The sequence below is a fragment of the Pantoea sp. MT58 genome (assembly GCF_014495885.1).
Classification (GTDB): Bacteria; Pseudomonadota; Gammaproteobacteria; order Enterobacterales; family Enterobacteriaceae; genus Pantoea; species Pantoea eucalypti.
Genome location: NZ_CP061083.1, coordinates 2,085,901 through 2,102,286, shown reverse-complemented (window position 1 = coordinate 2,102,286; position 16,386 = coordinate 2,085,901). Strand labels below are relative to the sequence as shown.

Annotated in this window: 15 protein-coding genes; 3 read left to right on the top strand and 12 right to left on the bottom strand. The window is 56.2% G+C overall.

The annotated features are described in order from the left end of the window. Positions 1-78 precede the first annotated feature (78 nt). The 5 genes from IAI47_RS09920 to hipB form a co-directional block, all read right to left on the bottom strand. The gene (locus tag IAI47_RS09920; protein WP_008925197.1) at positions 79-2,124 is read right to left on the bottom strand and encodes an FUSC family protein; all 2,046 of its coding nucleotides are present in this window, start codon (positions 2,122-2,124) and stop codon (positions 79-81) included. 114 nt (positions 2,125-2,238) lie between these two features. Beyond that, a complete protein-coding gene (locus tag IAI47_RS09915; protein ID WP_008925198.1) occupies positions 2,239-3,621 on the bottom strand; it encodes a Xaa-Pro peptidase family protein in 1,383 nt (460 codons plus the stop codon). A gap of 301 nt (positions 3,622-3,922) precedes the next feature. Beyond that, entirely contained in the window at positions 3,923-4,129 is a 207-nt protein-coding gene (locus IAI47_RS09910; RefSeq protein ID WP_003853616.1) for a type II toxin-antitoxin system MqsA family antitoxin, read from the bottom strand. Positions 4,130-4,230: 101 nt separating this feature from the next. After that, positions 4,231-5,541, bottom strand: coding sequence for a type II toxin-antitoxin system HipA family toxin (locus IAI47_RS09905; RefSeq protein WP_008925199.1), 1,311 nt, complete (start codon positions 5,539-5,541; stop codon positions 4,231-4,233). Beyond that, positions 5,541-5,789, bottom strand: a complete 249-nt coding sequence (gene hipB / locus IAI47_RS09900; RefSeq protein WP_008925200.1) for a type II toxin-antitoxin system antitoxin HipB — start codon at positions 5,787-5,789, stop codon at positions 5,541-5,543. The genes IAI47_RS09905 and hipB overlap by 1 nt, the downstream gene beginning before the upstream one ends. A gap of 176 nt (positions 5,790-5,965) precedes the next feature. On the opposite strand from hipB, the gene IAI47_RS09895 reads away from it, so the two are divergent. Next, on the top strand, positions 5,966-6,403 hold the full coding sequence (locus tag IAI47_RS09895; protein ID WP_008925201.1) for a GNAT family N-acetyltransferase: 438 nt from the start codon (positions 5,966-5,968) through the stop codon (positions 6,401-6,403). A 29-nt stretch (positions 6,404-6,432) separates the two neighbouring features. Here IAI47_RS09895 and IAI47_RS09890 read toward each other — a convergent pair whose 3' ends face one another. The 4 genes from IAI47_RS09890 to IAI47_RS09875 all read right to left on the bottom strand — a co-directional run bounded on the left by IAI47_RS09890 (position 6,433) and on the right by IAI47_RS09875 (position 11,645). Further along, entirely contained in the window at positions 6,433-7,227 is a 795-nt protein-coding gene (locus IAI47_RS09890; RefSeq protein WP_008925202.1) for an inositol monophosphatase family protein, read from the bottom strand. A gap of 23 nt (positions 7,228-7,250) precedes the next feature. Then, positions 7,251-8,312, bottom strand: coding sequence for an ABC transporter ATP-binding protein (locus IAI47_RS09885; RefSeq protein WP_003853623.1), 1,062 nt, complete (start codon positions 8,310-8,312; stop codon positions 7,251-7,253). Further along, a complete protein-coding gene (locus IAI47_RS09880) occupies positions 8,309-10,534 on the bottom strand; it encodes an iron ABC transporter permease (protein WP_008925203.1) in 2,226 nt (741 codons plus the stop codon). Before IAI47_RS09880 ends, IAI47_RS09885 begins: the two co-directional genes overlap by 4 nt. An 88-nt stretch (positions 10,535-10,622) precedes the next feature. After that, a complete protein-coding gene (locus IAI47_RS09875) occupies positions 10,623-11,645 on the bottom strand; it encodes an ABC transporter substrate-binding protein (protein ID WP_008925204.1) in 1,023 nt (340 codons plus the stop codon). A 223-nt stretch (positions 11,646-11,868) separates the two neighbouring features. Here IAI47_RS09875 and IAI47_RS09870 point away from each other — a divergent pair, with 223 nt between their 5' ends. Both IAI47_RS09870 and IAI47_RS09865 read left to right on the top strand, forming a co-directional pair. After that, positions 11,869-12,903 carry a LacI family DNA-binding transcriptional regulator gene (locus IAI47_RS09870; RefSeq protein WP_003853628.1) on the top strand — a complete coding sequence of 345 codons (1,035 nt, stop codon included), beginning with the start codon at positions 11,869-11,871 and terminating at the stop codon, positions 12,901-12,903. Positions 12,904-13,166: 263 nt separating this feature from the next. Next, on the top strand, positions 13,167-14,060 hold the full coding sequence (locus IAI47_RS09865; protein WP_003853629.1) for an SDR family oxidoreductase: 894 nt from the start codon (positions 13,167-13,169) through the stop codon (positions 14,058-14,060). Positions 14,061-14,203: 143 nt separating this feature from the next. On the opposite strand, the gene IAI47_RS09860 is transcribed toward IAI47_RS09865, so the two are convergent. The 3 genes from IAI47_RS09860 to ampC form a co-directional block, all read right to left on the bottom strand. Next, positions 14,204-14,674, bottom strand: coding sequence for an RES family NAD+ phosphorylase (locus tag IAI47_RS09860; RefSeq protein WP_008925206.1), 471 nt, complete (start codon positions 14,672-14,674; stop codon positions 14,204-14,206). Next, positions 14,674-15,126, bottom strand: coding sequence for an antitoxin Xre/MbcA/ParS toxin-binding domain-containing protein (locus tag IAI47_RS09855; protein ID WP_003853631.1), 453 nt, complete (start codon positions 15,124-15,126; stop codon positions 14,674-14,676). The genes IAI47_RS09860 and IAI47_RS09855 overlap by 1 nt, the downstream gene beginning before the upstream one ends. Before the next feature lie 89 nt (positions 15,127-15,215). After that, positions 15,216-16,367: a class C beta-lactamase gene (gene ampC, locus IAI47_RS09850; protein ID WP_008925207.1), complete on the bottom strand. Its 1,152-nt coding sequence runs from the start codon at positions 16,365-16,367 to the stop codon at positions 15,216-15,218. Between the last annotated feature and the right edge of the window lie 19 nt (positions 16,368-16,386).

Genomic DNA, 16,386 nt, shown 5'->3' with positions numbered 1-16,386 from the left:
CTAATGTATGATGTAACTAAAAGGTATTCTCTTTACTACACTTCAATCCCGGTTCGAAACACCACCAGCCAGCCCCTGTTACTCCGGCCAGCGCTGATGGGGAAAAAGTGATACCCGAATATTAAAAAGATGGATTAATGGCGCGACAGCTGCACTCTCCTCGCGGGCAATTTTCTCTATCCGCAACAGTAACAGATCCAGTTCATCCAGCAGATCCTGATGCGGTGATAATTGCAGTGACTTCATTTTGCGTTTCAGATAAAGCGCCAGCTCGTGAAACATCTGACCGCTATCAATCCGATGGCTCTCCAGTACTTCCCTGTATCGTGCGTAAAAGTCATAACAGTTAGCACCCAGCCAGGTTTCGGTAATCAGATACCCACCCACCACGATATCCGGCACAGGATCGAGACGCTTACGCGGCAAAATAATGTTCACCCTGTCGAGCATTCGGGCAATAAATTGTTGCCGTGACAGCAGCGTGGCGGAATTACGTTCCACCATTTTGATAAATCCTAACAGGTCGCGCAGTCCCCGTTGCACCGCTCTTCTGGCAATCCAGGAGGGCCGCTTATTGCGGATCAACGCCGTCAGCACCACAGCAAACATAATCCCCACCATTGAGGAGATGGCCGCGTTCAGCGTGACGATCAGGTTTGGCACATAGTGATGGCTTAAGCCGATAAAGCCGGGGATCTGAATAGCGACACTCAGCCCCACCATATTGGTTGCCGGATTAGCGATCACCAGACTTAGCAGCATCAGGCCAGGCAGCAGACAGATCATCAACGCCTGTAAGGTATTGGCCTGTGGAATCAGGAACGCGATATAAAACAGGCTGACCACCAGTGCAATCACCACCCCTTTCACGAAGAGCTTCATCGGCGTCACCGGGGAATCAACACCCGCGAAAAAAGAACTGATAATCGCCGCCATCAAAGGCGCATTCGCCCCATCAGCCCAGCCGCTGCCAATCCAGAACAGGCTGGAGAGAAAGGTGGCCAGAAAAGCGGTCAGCGCGGACAACCGCAGCAGGCCTTTATCAATATGACGATGTTCCCGGATATTGCGGATCGCCGCCCCATCCCCGTGGCTGTAGAGATCCCCGGCTCGCGCGCTGACATTTTCATAGGCATCGGCAATACGTACAAAGTTAGCCAGCCGCTCCAGCAGACCAATCAGCAGCAGACTCTCTTCAGTTAGCAGACGCCCTGCCCGCCATTCCTCTTCCAGCGTCGCCTGACTGGAGGCAATCGCCTCACGCAGTCCGGCAATATCGTTAATACGGTCATGATGCAGCCACAACAGAAATTCCTGAAACACGTCGGTGACGCACGGCGGAAAACGAATGTTCAGTTCGGCCAGTACGCCCAGCCGTGACTCAATCGCGGTCAGCGTCGGCAGCAGATAGCTCAGATGCTGATACTGCACGCTGACCAGACGGATGACATTACGCGCCGCTTCGCCCTCATAAACACAGTGTGTCAGCAATGTTTCAACATTCAGCGGATAGCCCGCCATCTGAATCAGGATATCTTCCCGCTCCAGCGATTTGTTCTTCGCCATCCCGCTGATCAGTTCATCACAGAGTTTGCGCGCGTTGAGAAACCAGTGATTAACGCTCTGCCCCAGCAGATGGTGCATCGAAACCGGAAATACCAGCCGGTGAACCAGCGTACTGCAGAGGATACCCAGCGTAATCTCCTCAATACGTGAAATGACGGTATTAATAATCGCCGACGGCGTATCCACATCAGGAAAGCCCATTATCGCCGCACTGTAACCCGCCAGCATAAAGACATAACTCTTCGGCGTGCGGTCATGCAGAGAAAGATAAAGGCAAACCGTTACCCACAGCGACACACAAAGACTGAACAATACGGGTGACTGCACGGTTTCAGGATAGATCAGCAGAATGAAGATGCCGCCAAGCAGCGTGCCCATCAGACGAAACAGTGATTTCGAGACGGTCGATGCCGCATAAAGCTGTGACGTGACAAAAACGGTGGTCAGCGCCCAGGCGGGTTTTTCGAAGTTAAGAAAGAGCGCGACAGAGAGTGCGATAAACGCGGCCAGAGAGGTTTTGCAGGCAAACAAAACCGCGTTTTTGGTAAACCATTTCATCGAATGAGAGCAACCAGGAACTTTCTGAGGCGCGTATCCTGACAGATGCGCCTCTGTTTTACTCTCAGTTAAATTTTACAAATTATTACCGGCCTCCTCAGGCCGGGTAATCGTCTACTGACGCACCAGCGCGCGGCGCTTATCCAGTAAAAAAGGGCGTAAATACCCTACCGTATTTGAGAGCAACATCACCTCCTCCGGCAACCGGATCCTCAGCACCTCCGCCAGGTAGGTTTTGCGCTGCGTCATACGCTGCCAGACATCCGGATAAGCGCGCGCCAGCTCATCACGCAATGCCGCATCTGCCAGCCCGACCGTATCCTCAATACTGCAGCCTCCGTAACCCGGCACCGACGGGATGATATCAATCTGCAGCAGCATACCGCTCTTTAGTGTCACGGCAGAGTCGGGATAGACAGGTGAGCTTAACCACTCCTCGTCAGCCACCAGATGCCCCGGATTCAGATGCCAGCCATACTCTGCTTTGGGCAACACGCTCTCAATAAGTGAATAGAGTTCGCCGCCGGTCATACCGATGTGCAGATGTTCCAGCCAGCTGACCACCGCATGATAATAGGGGATCGCCAGACGGGTTAACCAGTCCGAAACGTTACACTGTAACTCAGAAGACCCGCTGACCACATAAGCGGAACGACTTGTCAGCCCGCCTTTATAGCCGGTAGTAAGAGAAAGCTTATCGCCAGTGACGAGCTGTTTATCCGATGGATAAAGCCGGGCATGCGCAAAACGATCGCCGGTTGCCGCAATCGTCATCACCGTATTAGGCTGACCTTCTGCGTTAAGCTGTGCGCCTAACGCCTTCTCCGTGTTGCCTGGCTCTACGCTATCCAGCGCAGCCAGCATGGCGGTTGACGCAAGATTTGCCCCAGCCTCATAAAACGCCACTTCATCGGCGCAATTTACGCAGCGCGCACCGTTATCCGGCGAAATAAACAGCCCGGTCGCGTTAACCAGCAGCGCATCACTGCCCGTCGCCTGCGCCGCTGCAGCGTAAACGAACTGCGGCAAATCACACATTCCTTGTTGCCTGCCGGTAAACAACTTCCAGCCCACCAGCCCGGTGCGTTCTCCCGCGACAATCCCGGCCTCATTTAACAGCTGATCCAGTGGCTGCTCACCGCGCATCGGCTGATTAGGCAACGAAAAGAGCGGCGCATGCAGACAGCGCCCCGGATTGCGGGCAAAAGGCACCAGCTTTAGATTCTCATTACCCATGATATAAGTGAGAGCGCCCTGCTGATTCACCACCAGCAGCGCCTCCTCGAAGCGAGGAATGAATCCCGCCAGATACTCAAAATTGCTGCCGTGCTCTTTGTCGGCATAGATAATCAGCTGTGCAATCTTCTGCTCCTGCATGCGCTGAATAATAGCGGCCAGACGACGATGCAGCGTTTCATCAGACAACACAGGACTGGCGACACCGGGAAACACCGGCGGTGAAGCAATGACTTCCAGGGCATAGCGATTGGCATCCATAACGCACTCCAGTGTCCGCATTGACAGAGTCAGGTTCCCGTTCCCAGGGTAAACCTAATGTTTCTCCTGTAGGGTGCCACCATCACACAACTTACTCGTTGCGAGTTATCAAAAGATGGACATTCCCTTATAACGATTTGCCTGCCTTGTGCAGGCTTTTTTATGGGTGATTCGTCGCAGGAAACATTGTTCGCCGGGACCGGCGACAAAATGGTCAGCGACGCAGGACCCAATAAGAGTGAGCCGATCAGAAGAGTACATAAAGCGATAAGCAGAGCCCGCTTTACGCGGGCTCCTGATATTATTTGATGGGAACGCCGGCATTCTCCAGCGCTTCAGCCTTTTCGGGATACTGCTCTGCCGTGCCGGCATTCATGATCACAGCCCCGCAACGGATGCAGTGATCGCCCTTCACATCGTGCACAACATCATCCGGATTACCGGTATTGAGACTGACATCACGCGTGGCGTAAACAAACGCCTCTCCTTCACATCCCGGACACTTCATACCCATACTCCTTTGTTATGCCTGTCAGATAAGCATAGCTGACCCGCTTTTAACGAGACATGGGCAGACTGGCTTTTCAGCATAGTGCCAGCTCCGTGCCCTCACTCTCCATGCCGTAACCGCTCCAGCATAATCAATGCATGGCTGAAAATGGCGTCGGCGATATGCTGAGGAAAGTCGGGCGGCAACGCATCACGCACCAAAACGATTGCCTGGGGAAGCGCTTTAATGAAGAAGTCAAAGATCTGCTGCAGGCTGTCACGATCAAAACTCACCTGCTTCGCCGTGGCGATAAAATGGCGCGGGTAAATTTTGTCGATCTCCGTCCTCTTCTCCTGAGTGGCACCCAGCCCCATCGCCAGTGTCAGCGTTTGCGTGTTCATGCCGGAACCCGACTGCACCGGGTACGCGGAGATCACATCATAAAAAGGGGTCAGACGGTAACTGCCGCCGCGCTCAATAAACAGTGAGAAATTCCTGGCGTGACCGTCGGTGGCACCAATCAGCCACTGAAATACCTGGAACATCATAAAGCGATAGCGATCTTCAATGGCGTGACGTGATCCCATCAGTATCTGCATGATCTCTGCGATGCCCGGCCCGCCATCCGATTCATATTGGGTTGACGAGGTCAGTCCCAGCGCCTGACAGAAATCCTCCTGTGGCAGGCGAATCAGCCGGGTTTTGTCACGTGACCAGCGGCGATCAAAGCGTTCAACGGCGAGGGCGCGCATCTTTCCGGCCCGGATAATGGTCGCCTGCGGCACATTGATACCGAGTGCGCGGGCCAGCGTCAGACAAAGATACTCATTCTCTACGCTTTCACGCATATCCAGCGTAGCGGTCGGCTGTTTAATCTCACCGACTGGCAGCTTAATGATGTGTGAGGCAGACGTGCCACCGGCAGGAATGCTCCAGCCTTCCTGCGACAGCAGCAGCGCGGTTTTCTCCTGTGCACCCGCAACTGAGAGGCGGAAATCGGGCTCCTCATGCAACATTCCCAGCGGAATATCGTACCTGGCCGACAGTACGCTTTCGAGCCGGGCTTCATCCAGCACCTCATAACGAGCCTGCACGGCAGGCAATGGCCTGTCGGGCGGCAACAGCATGATTGCTCCGACGGTGTCACGTCCCACCTCCTGCAGTAAATCAAAGGGCTCACAGGATTGAGTCTGGTAACGCGCTGCGATTCTCTCACGAATCAGTGGGCTGTCCGGCAGCAGGTTATCGAAGAAGTTAATCACAGCGTGTGATGTGATCGCCTTAACCTGCAATGGCATTGAGAGTGACAGCGGCCGGGAGAGCGGATTACTCAGCCAGCCGGTATCATACTGAAACGCATGGGTGCCGTTTCGCTGTCGTGTCAGTACGCCCACCCGTTCGCCGTTCATCCACGCAATCAGCCTTTGCATTACCACTCATCCTCATCATGCAAATGAGTCGCCGTGACCCCCTCTTTTTCCTGAACGGCCAGACTCACTTCCAGCGCCTGTAACAGCTTAAACAGCGTGGCCAGTGAGGTGCTGTCAGGCGCATTTTCAAAATGAGAAATGGTAGCCTGTTTCAGGCCGACCTTTTTTGCCAGCTCACTCTGCGTCCAGCCATTGCGCTGGCGGATAAACTTGAGCTGGTTTGCCAGCTGTATCGGGCTGTATATCATGGGGTGACTCCTTAAGGATCACAGGCTGTCAGCATAACGCAGATGCATTATCCTTTACAGGGGATAAAAAGAGATTATACCCGCAAAGGGATAATCAGTCATTTATACCCCATAGAGGATAATCGCCCGTATATCCCCTGCAGGGGATAAAAACACGCAAATAGAAGAGGAACAGAATGCGCACATTTACCCTTACCCATCAGGAAAACGATAATGATCGGGACGCGTTGCTGGCAGGATTAGGCGCTTACAACCGGCAGTTTATCAGCCGCGAGAACTGGGGCCCGCTGTCGGTTTATCATAAAGATGCAGAAGACGTGTTGCGCGGTGGAGTCATCGCATCGCGCAAAGGCAACTGGCTCTGCATTGATTTTCTCTGGGTGGACGAAACTGTGCGTGGCAGTGGTCTGGGTCGCGCGCTGATGGAAGCCGCGGAACAGGAGGCGGCTAAGAGGGGATGTCTCTTTGCGCTGGTGGATACCTTCAGCTTTCAGGCTCTGCCGTTTAATCAGAAGCAGGGGTATCAGCAGCAGATGTCCCTGCCCGACTTTCCAGAGAACGGTATGCAGCGTCACTATCTGACGAAAACGCTCAGGGTAACAGACTCACGCTGACCGCCATTAAAGCAGTCAGCGTGACAGGGTCACAAACCCGCAATACGCCGAAGGTCTGCTTCGGCGCCGGGAGCAACGGCCAGAACCTGCGCCCCTTTGATGATGCGGTCGCCTTCGGTATTGAACGGGTGGTACCAGCCGCCCGCCTCTTTCACCAGACAGTAACCCGCCAGGCAATCCCAGGCGTGCATATAGGGTTCGTAATATCCCACAACCCGACCGGCGGCGACCCACGCCAGCATCAGCGCGCCCGAACCAATGCGGATAAAGTTACCGCCCGCCGACAGCAGCGCCGCCACAATCTCGCCAACCTGCTGCGGACTGACATAACTGTTAGCGCCAAAGCCGGTAACATGGTTTTGCAGTGTGCGGGTGGGATCAACCTGCAGACGACGACCGTTCAGCGTCGCGCCCTGCCCCAGTGCCGCCACATAGCACTCCTCATAAGTGGGTGCGAAAATCACACCGATAACCGGCACATCGCCACGCAGCACTGCCACCGAAACGCACCAGCTCGGCATCCCATTGAGAAACGGGCTGGTGCCATCGATCGGATCAACCACCCAGGTGTAGTCAGAGTGTCCCGCCTGCAGCCCCGACTCCTCACCCAGAAAGCCATCATCGGGAAACGCATCCTTTATGCGGCTGGCGATCAACTGCTCTACTTCACGGTCGGCAATTGACACCACATCCTGCAAATCGTACTTGGTCTCTACCACCAGCGTGTCGCGACGGTTAAACCAGCCTAGCGCGGTCGCGCCACCTTCGCGGGCCACAGCCTCCGCTAAAGCCAGTCGCGCCATTATTTCATCATGCGATGCCATGCAAACTCCTCGGGTTAATCAGATTAACGGGCAATCAGGGCAAGGCCCTGCGGCTTAAAGTTGACGCCTACCAGGGTGGCGAGAGGCAGACGCTGTTCCATCTGCGGATCGATAATGAACAACGCGCCCAGCTCGGTCGCGACTTCATATTCAATATGGTCACCCAGCCAGGTGCTGTGGATCACTTCACCCTGCAACGCGCCCTGGCCATCGCCAGACAACGTAATAAACTGGGGTCTCACCGCCAGCTGGGCACTGCCGGTTTTAGCGCCCGCACCCCGCACCCGAAAGCGCTGGTTACCCAGACGAACCAGTGCGTCATCTGCATCCGCCTGCTCCACTTCACAGGGCAGAATATTGGCTTCCCCCATAAAGTCCGCAATAAAGACCGAGTTGGGCGAATGATAAAGCGTCTCCGGCGCGCCCTGCTGGGCAATATCCCCCTCTTTCATGACAATAATCTTATCGGAGACTGCCAGCGCCTCTTCCTGATCATGGGTGACATAGACCGCCGTAAACCCGAGCCGCTGCTGCAAATCACGGATATCGGTGCGCACCCGACGGCGCAGACGCTCATCAAGGTTCGACAACGGTTCATCGAGCAGCAGCACCTGCGGTTCCAGCACCAGCGCACGCGCTACGGCAATACGCTGCTGCTGTCCGCCAGAAAGTTCAGACGGCAACCGCTCTCCCTGACTCTCTAACCCCACCAGCTTCAGCCCCTCACGCGCCCTGTCCTGCGCTTCGCGTTTGTTCATGCCCGAGGAGAGCAGCCCGTAAAGAATGTTGTCGATAGCGTTCATGTGGGGAAACAGCGCGTATGACTGAAACACCATCGCCACATCCCGTTCGTTAGCGGGCAGATGCGTTACCTCTTTGCCGCCAATCAGAATCCTTCCCGAGGTGGGATGCTCCAGCCCGGCCAGTAGCCGCAGCGTGGTAGTCTTGCCGCAGCCGGACGGCCCGAGCAGCGTCACCAGCGTGCCTGGCTCTACGGTGAGCGACAGATCCGGCACGGCGGTAAAACCAGCAAAACGCTTCGCGACATGTTCAAACACCACCGATCCGGCGTTAATGGTCGTCATAGGGCTCTCTCCTGAGTCAGTGTGGAGGCAGAAGGTGCGGTAACCATCACCGCCGGTTGGGTTGTACGGCGCAGGCGACGTTCGCCCACCAGCAGCTGGAACAGGCCTATGATTAGCAGCATCACGACAATCAATACCGACGAGTAGGCAATGGCGACGCCATACTCACCGTTCTCCACCAGCCCGACGATGTAAGAGGTCGCCATGTTGTACTGGGCGCTGACCAGGAAAATCACCGCGCTGATCGAGGTTATCGCCCGCACAAAGGCATAGACCAGCGCGGCGCTGATCGCCGGTTTCAGCAACGGCAGCACGACTTTGCGCAGCGTCCGAAAACTGTTAGCGCCCAGCGTCAGTGAGGCTTCATCCAGGCTTTTATCCAGCTGGCTCATCGCCGCAATCCCGCCACGCACGCCGACCGGCATATTACGGAAGACAAAGCAGGCGATCAGGATCATCGCGGTACCGGTCATCTCCAGCGGCGGCAGGTTATAGGCCATGACATAACTCACGCCGATGACCGTACCGGGAATGGCAAAGCTCAGCATCAGCATGAATTCAAAGGTCTGACGGCCGGCAAACTTCTGCCGCACAATCAGCCAGGCCGTCAGCAGCCCCACAATGGCCGTGAGCGGCGCAGCGATCAGGGCAATCTCCAGCGTGGTCCAGAAGGAGTTCCAGGCGACGCCGCGCCAGACCAGCTGCCCCTGATTGACGCTGACGCTGAAGGCGCGAATGTAGTGATCCAGCGTCAGGTTGTTATTCAGCCCCCACGACTGTACAAAGCCGCCAATCATGATCATGCCGTAGATCACCAGCGTGAAGAGTCCCCACGGGATGACCATGCCATAGACGCTGTAGCGCACCGGACGCGGCAGCATCACGTGACGGCCACCGTCGCCTTTGCCGGTGACGGTGGCAAAGCTTTTTCCGGCGAGCCAGACGCGCTGCACCAGAAATGCAGTCAGCGTAAAGCCCAGCAGGATCATCGCCAGCACCGCCGCGCGGCTCGGGTCGTTCTGTGCGCCGACCACAGAGAAGAAGATTTCGGTGGAGAGCACGCCATGACTGCCACCCAGCACCATCGGGTTACCGAAATCGGCCATGCTTTCGATAAAGCTGATCAGGAAGGCGTTGGCCAGACCGGGCGCCATCAGCGGCAGCGAGATGCGGGAGAAGGTGCGCCAGCGACTGGCGCGCAGCGTCTGAGAGGCCTCTTCCAGTGACGGACTGACACCCTCGACCACGCCAATCAGCACCAGGAAAGCGATAGGGGTAAACGACAGCACCTGCGCAATCCAGATGCCGGTCAGGCCATAGAGCCAGCGGCCCGGTTCGATGCCGAACAGCGTTGCCAGTGATTCTGTTACGACACCGGAGCGGCCAAACAGCAGGATAAGCGCCAGTCCGATAACAAACGGTGGCGTGATAATCGGCAGAATGGTCAGCATCCGCAGCGCTTTCTTGCACGGCAGCGACGTGCGCGTAGCCGCCAGCGCAAACGCCAGCCCCAGCAGCGTCGAACCGCTGGCGGTCATCAGCGCCAGTCCCAGCGTGCGCCAGGCCGTGCCGCAGGTGCCACCGGTGAAACAGGAGAGACTCCAGATCGCAGGGTCCTGCATATTGGCAATCAGCCCATCCGGTTTGAAGCTGCCATCAATATCCTGCACCGAGGCGACAAACAGGCTCAGCACCGGATAGAGCACAAAGGTGGTCACCAGCGCCACCAGCAGTACAATCGACGCCACGACAAAGGCATCACCTTTCAGCACACCCCGCTCCGCCAGGGCAAATGCGAAGATCAGCAAAAACACGGTCAGCAGCAGCAACGCGCCCGCGCCCATTGCTGGCTGGCCCAATGCCTGCGGACCCGCGATATGTTCCAGCCACAGCCAGTTCCAGCCACTGAAACCAATGGCATGCCCTTCCAGCACCAGAAACAGGATGCCCGTGACGCTGAACAGCAGCAGGAGCGTGCTACGCGTGCGGCCCGGCGGCAGAAAGACGCTGGCCGCAGAGAGCAGCCACAGCGCGACAGCAATACTCAGCCAGCTGCGTAACGCGAGCTGCCCCAGCGCCGGTGCACTGTTCTCATCGGTCCATAAGCTGAACAGCCACTCCCCGCTGAAGAAGCCCTGCTCCAGGCTGTACCAGGGCAGCAGCGTCAGCGCGACGGCGCCCGCCAGCAGCGCCGCGGTTAAGCGACGATTGTGCGCATTCATAAATTACCTCGATCAGGAAGCGGGCATCAGGCTTACGCCACCGCGGTCTGGCAACGGCCCGGCTCAGGCGGCCGGGACAACCCCACTGTTATTGCGCGCTGGCACCAATCTCTTTATCCCAGCGGCCCAGCAGCGCTTTACGTTTTGCCGAATCGCCATAGGTTTTGAAGTCATAATCGATCAGTTTGATGTTCTCGAAACGCGGCGCATATTCAGAGATCTCCGCCTGACGGTTGGAAGGGAGCTGGAACGATTTCGCCTCTTTCATGTGTGATTGCGCCTCAGCGCTCAGCGCCCAGTCATACCAGACTTTGGCATTTGCCAGATTTCGTGCTCCTTTGATGATCGACATTGAACCAATCTCATAGCCAGTGCCTTCACAGGGCGCGACGGGCTTAATCGGGAAGCCATCCACTTCCATCGCTACGGCATCGTGCATAAAGACAATCCCGAGGGTGGTTTCACCGCGCGCAGCGGCTTTGACCGGCGCAGAGCCGGACTTGGTGTATTGCGAGATGTTGGCGTTAAGCTTCTTCAGATAATCGAAGGCTTTGTCTTCACCCATAATCTGCACCAGCGTCGCCAGGGTGTTATAGGCCGTGCCGGAGGAGTTGGGATTGGCGATCTGAATCTCACCTTTAAAACCCGGGTCGAGCAGGTCAGCCCAGCAGGCCGGGACCTTCAGCTTTTTCTCCGCCAGCAGCTTCGTGTTATAGCCCCAGCCCAGCGCACCGGCGTAGACGCCCACGGTGCGATAACCGGAGATTTCCGCCACTTTTTGTGACCAGGGTTGTTGCTGATCGAGCAAAGGGGATTTATAGGCCTGGGTTAAGCCCTCTTCGGCAGCCTGCATGTGCGGATCCCCGGTGCCGGCCCACCAGATATCGGTACGGGGATTGCGTGCTTCACTGCGGATACGGGCATAGGCTTCACCGGCAGAGAGCCGCACCATGCTGAGTTTGATATCAGGATGGCTCTGGCTGAACAGCGTGGTCATCTGTTCACACACCACCACATCCGCTGAGCAGATCATGTTAAGGCCGGCCGCCGAGGCAGCAAACGGCATCATAGGGCAGACAATGACAGCAGCGAGCAGAGAGGAATAACGCATGATGTTCTCCTGGGGCTGGATGACGCAGGTGCGCCAGCTATTGCACATGTGTGCAAACGTATGCGCAAAGTAGTACGGCGAGCTGTTGACACTGTCAATTCGGTTGTTACGCAATTGTCAGGCGCTGTCACAAATTTGAAACACTTTACGTGCAGCCATGTTTTGCACAGCCTTGCAATTTCAGGCAGACTCAATGCAGACAACGGTGGGACGGGGAAATAAGATGCAGCAGCTTAAAGCGGTGGTAAGCGCACAGGATGTCGCAGACCGGGCGGGCGTTTCCCGTTCAGCGGTCTCCCGCACCTTTACGCCAGGTGCCAGCGTGTCGGAGGCCACCCGTCAGCGGGTGATGAAAGCGGCAGAAGAGCTGGGCTATCACGTCAACCATCTGGCACGGGGTCTGGTTCGCAACCGCAGCGGCATTGTCTGTTTAATTGCCTCCGAAGTGGATACGCCCTACCGTGCCAGCCTGGTGCGCTGGATGACCCAGTACCTGCAGGAAGCGGGAAAAGTGGCGATGCTGATTAACACCGACCGCTCGGATGCGCGCGTTTCCGCCGCGCTGCAACAGGCGATTAATTTTCGCGCCGACGCCTCCATTATTCTTTCAGGTATGCCTGACAGCGGCATTACCCGCCTCTGCTACAAACATGGACAGCACCTGGTGCTGATTAATCGCGATGAGTCTTTGCCCGGTACGCTCAATATTAATCTCGACTCCGGCCCGGCAGCGGAAATGGCGGTCAACGCATTTGTGCGGGCGGGCTGCAACCGCATCGCTTTCGTGAATTCGCTGGCGGGAACACCCAGCCTGCTGAAGCGCGAAGCCGATTTTCTGGCCGCGGCGCAGAAAGCGGGCGTCGCGGTTCAGGTCGAGCGGTTCGGCTCCACCTCCTATGAAAGCGGACAGATTCTGGCTCAGCGTCTGCTGACCCGAAAAGTTCGCCCTGACGCGGTTTACTGCGCCACCGACCTGCTCGCCTGTGGCTTTATGGATGAAGCGCGTCACCGCTTTGCGCTGCGTATTCCGGAGGATCTCTGCATCATGGGGCACGACAATATTCCGCAATCAGGCTGGTCCTCTTACAACCTCACCACCTTCGCGCAGCCGGTGGAGCAGTTCGCCCGCGATGCGATTGCCTGGCTGGTGGAGACGGAAGCGCAACCGGAGACACTGATGCCGAAGAATGAACAGCAGCAGGAGCGCAGAATATACCCGGTGGATGTCGTCTGGCGGGGTTCAGTACGCGGCGGATAACCGCCTTTTTTTATTTTCTGCCGATGCGCTTTATTCGCTGTAATAATGACCAAAACCCGCCACGCTTCGTTTTAAATATCCCCTTCCCGCGCAGAAAAATAATCGGAGGCTCCGGCACAGTTTTCTGATTTCATGACTACGCTTTATCAGCATTATTAATTTCTTCTGGTTTTACCTGCTCAATGAATCAGCAGTCAGATGTGACAAATATCACATTTGTGCCAGGCTTAATGTCTCAGATAACGTTGTTCAAGGAGCATACAATGGCGACACCCACTAACAAGACGCTCGATCTGGATCAATTCCCTAAACCTCCTTTTGAGGATCAGCCACAACAGGCACCAGGCCTGGCCAGCAAAATGATCCCGGTTCCCGATCACGGTGAAACCAGCTATCGCGGCACAGGCAGACTGACTGGCCGTAAGGCGCTTATCACCGGTGGTGACTCCGGCATTGGCCGCGCGGTAGCTATCGCTTATGCCCGCGAAGGCGCAGACGTAGTGATCAATTACCTGCCTGAAGAACAGCCCGACGCTGATGAAGTGGTTAAATTAATCGAAGCGGAAGGCCGTAAAGTTTTCGCTATTCCGGGCGATATTCGTTCTGAAGAATTTTGTCAGCAATTGGTTAAAGACGCAGCCGATAAATTAGGCGGTCTGGATATTCTGGTGAATAACGCCGGTCGTCAGCAATTTAATGAGTCCATCCGTACCCTGAGTACGGAAGATTTTGATGCGACGTTTAAAACTAACGTGTATGCCATGTTCTGGATCACCAAAGCGGCGCTGGAATATCTGCCACGCGGTGCATCCATTATTAATACTTCTTCGGTTCAGGCGTTTAAACCCAGCGATATTCTGCTGGATTATGCGCAGACCAAAGCCTGCATTGTCGCCTTTACGAAATCACTGGCTAAACAGCTGGGTGGCGAGGGTATCCGGGTCAATGCTGTTGCCCCAGGTCCTTACTGGACGCCGCTGCAGTCCAGCGGTGGACAGCCAATGGAGAAAGTGAAACAGTTTGGCGCCGATTCACCGATGGGTCGCCCGGGCCAGCCGGTTGAAATCGCCCCGCTCTATGTCACGCTGGCCTCAACCGAAAGCAGCTACTCTTCCGGTCAGGTCTGGTGCTCTGATGGCGGTACCGGCACGCTGTAACAATATCCCGATGGCCGCGTTATGCGGCCATTTTTTTGTCCCGCTTTCTTTCGTTTCGTTACCCAGCCGCCACGGAGGCAACCGAATGGCATTGGTGTGCCTGTTCAGATTGCGCGAGGTGACCGGGAAAGCCTGTTAGCGCCCTACTGCAGCCGGAAGCGCGGATCGAAGAAAAACGGCTCCACCACCACCTTGCTGACGATGCCGGCCGCCGCCGGATGACGGGGATTGAACAACGCATTCCACTCACCGGTCAGCGTGCTGGGCACCTTGAGCACCAGGCCGTTGTCCGGGCTGGCGAGCCAGTCGTCTCCAATCTGCCGTGTAGAGGCGGGTGCAGGATCGGTCTGCCAGTCGTCGGGCAATGCCGACAGCGAGAGCTCGGTGATCAGAGCCTCTGGCACACTAATCGCCAGCATAGCGTAGTCATGCGCCAGATCCTGAATGGTGAGATGCACTAAGGCCTCCAGCACACACAGCGACCGGCTCGATCCCATATAAACACAAACCGTGCCCACAGAGTTCCAGCGCCCGCCATAAGTACGGGCACCAAACCCATCAAAAGCGGTCATTGCATATTCACGCTTCACCAGACGGTAAAAAGGCACCGCCATCAGGTAATCACGCCATGCTCAAGCTGACCAATCAGGTTAATGACCGCTTCTGCACCCGCTACCGTGGTGGTCATTTCCGCCGGTTTTTTACCTCCCAGCGCTTTAGCCGGCGTTTCCAGCCACTGCACCAGGCGCTGCCTGTCGTCGCGGAACAGTTTACTGGCGGCAGAGAGAACACGAATCAGCATGTAGATGCGTCCGCTCTGGTCGGGCGAAAAGGTCTGATCGGGATCTTTCACTTTGCGGTTATAGGTGGTGCGGTCAATGCCCGCCAGACGGCATAGCCAGCCTTCGTCAAAGGTGGACAATGACGCCGTGCGTTTCAGCACGCCGCTGCTGAACCCCACTGCAATTCGCTGGTGCGCATCGGGCAGCGTATCCGGCAGGTTCAGTGCATGCAGCAACGACGTATCGCGACGATGCTGAGCGGGTGTATAGATGGCGATGGACATAGCAGCCCTCCTGTTCATTTGATTTTTATTTTAGCTCAAATGAACAGGAGGTGCCAGCCTTACCCCGTCGCAGAGTAAGCAGATAGGTATTAAGGCGTGCCCTGATGTAACGCCTGCAGAATCTGCCAGGCGGCCTTTATGCGCAGCGGATTGGGGTAATTTTTGTTGGCGAGCATCACGATGCCGCTGTTCTGCTCAGGGATAAACGCGATATAAGCACCGAATCCATTGGTGGCACCGGTCTTATGCACCCAACTGGCGTTCAGTGAAGGCCCGACCGGATTTAGCAGGGTCGCTGGCCGCGGTTGTAACGCAACACCATTGTCACTGTCGCTGATGATGGTGTCGGCAGTGGCAGGCAAATCATAGATCTCCCAGCCCAGTCCCTGCCAGAAACTGCCGATTTTGAAATAGCGCGACTGTGCGGTGCGGATAGCATTACGCAACACAGTGTTGCCCGAGGAGAGGCGATTAGGATCGACGTTGGCCTGCATAAAGGTCAGCATGTCACGCGCGGTGGATTTAACGCCGTACGCTTCGGCATCCAGCATGCCGGGGGAAACCCGAACCGGCTGACCCTTTTTATAGCCCCACGCGTAGTCCAGCATCATTGAGGGCGGCACGGTGATATAAGTGCGCGTCAGCCGCAGCGGCTGAAACACATTGCGCGCCATCGCCTGCTCATAATCCCCCTTCACCATCAGCGAGCCAAACAGACCGATACTGGCGTTAGAGTACTGACGAAGCGTGCCTGGTGATGCTTTTGGCTGCCATTCCTGATAAAAGCGCAGCAGTGAGGCCTGATCGGTAACCTCATCCGGCAGCTGTAAAGGTAAGCCACCGGCGGTATAGGTCGCCAGGTGCAGCATCCTCACCGGACGCCATTGTTCACCGGTCAGCTGCGGCCAGTATTTCTGTACGGGATCATTGAGGCGAATGTCACCGTTGCGGATCAGGATACCTGCCAGCGTACCGGTAAACGTTTTGCTCACCGAACCCAGCTCAAACAGCGTATTTTCCGTCACCTGGCGGCCTGATGCGAGATCGGCCACGCCGAGGTTCACAAACTGCGCCCGGCCCTTGTAAAGCACCGCCACCGACATGCCCGGGATCGCCTGCTGCTCCATCAGCGGTTCGATCGCGGCTTTAACCAGAGAAGTGACCTGCTGTGAAGAGAGATCGGCGGCAACACAGCTGGCAGAAAGAGACAGTAAAGCAAAATAAAACACAGACTTTTTCATTGGCAATTAAAGGCTTCTT

What these genes read in the sequence shown, in the direction of transcription:
- IAI47_RS09920 (WP_008925197.1), bottom strand. Translation starts at nt 2,124, where the DNA reads ATGAAATGGTTTACCAAAAACGCGGTTTTGTTTGCCTGCAAAACCTCT.
- IAI47_RS09915 (WP_008925198.1), bottom strand. Translation starts at nt 3,621, where the DNA reads ATGGATGCCAATCGCTATGCCCTGGAAGTCATTGCTTCACCGCCGGTG.
- IAI47_RS09910 (WP_003853616.1), bottom strand. Translation starts at nt 4,129, where the DNA reads ATGAAGTGTCCGGGATGTGAAGGAGAGGCGTTTGTTTACGCCACGCGT.
- IAI47_RS09905 (WP_008925199.1), bottom strand. Translation starts at nt 5,541, where the DNA reads ATGCAAAGGCTGATTGCGTGGATGAACGGCGAACGGGTGGGCGTACTG.
- hipB (WP_008925200.1), bottom strand. Translation starts at nt 5,789, where the DNA reads ATGATATACAGCCCGATACAGCTGGCAAACCAGCTCAAGTTTATCCGC.
- IAI47_RS09895 (WP_008925201.1), top strand. Translation starts at nt 5,966, where the DNA reads ATGCGCACATTTACCCTTACCCATCAGGAAAACGATAATGATCGGGAC.
- IAI47_RS09890 (WP_008925202.1), bottom strand. Translation starts at nt 7,227, where the DNA reads ATGGCATCGCATGATGAAATAATGGCGCGACTGGCTTTAGCGGAGGCT.
- IAI47_RS09885 (WP_003853623.1), bottom strand. Translation starts at nt 8,312, where the DNA reads ATGACGACCATTAACGCCGGATCGGTGGTGTTTGAACATGTCGCGAAG.
- IAI47_RS09880 (WP_008925203.1), bottom strand. Translation starts at nt 10,534, where the DNA reads ATGAATGCGCACAATCGTCGCTTAACCGCGGCGCTGCTGGCGGGCGCC.
- IAI47_RS09875 (WP_008925204.1), bottom strand. Translation starts at nt 11,645, where the DNA reads ATGCGTTATTCCTCTCTGCTCGCTGCTGTCATTGTCTGCCCTATGATG.
- IAI47_RS09870 (WP_003853628.1), top strand. Translation starts at nt 11,869, where the DNA reads ATGCAGCAGCTTAAAGCGGTGGTAAGCGCACAGGATGTCGCAGACCGG.
- IAI47_RS09865 (WP_003853629.1), top strand. Translation starts at nt 13,167, where the DNA reads ATGGCGACACCCACTAACAAGACGCTCGATCTGGATCAATTCCCTAAA.
- IAI47_RS09860 (WP_008925206.1), bottom strand. Translation starts at nt 14,674, where the DNA reads ATGGCGGTGCCTTTTTACCGTCTGGTGAAGCGTGAATATGCAATGACC.
- IAI47_RS09855 (WP_003853631.1), bottom strand. Translation starts at nt 15,126, where the DNA reads ATGTCCATCGCCATCTATACACCCGCTCAGCATCGTCGCGATACGTCG.
- ampC (WP_008925207.1), bottom strand. Translation starts at nt 16,367, where the DNA reads ATGAAAAAGTCTGTGTTTTATTTTGCTTTACTGTCTCTTTCTGCCAGC.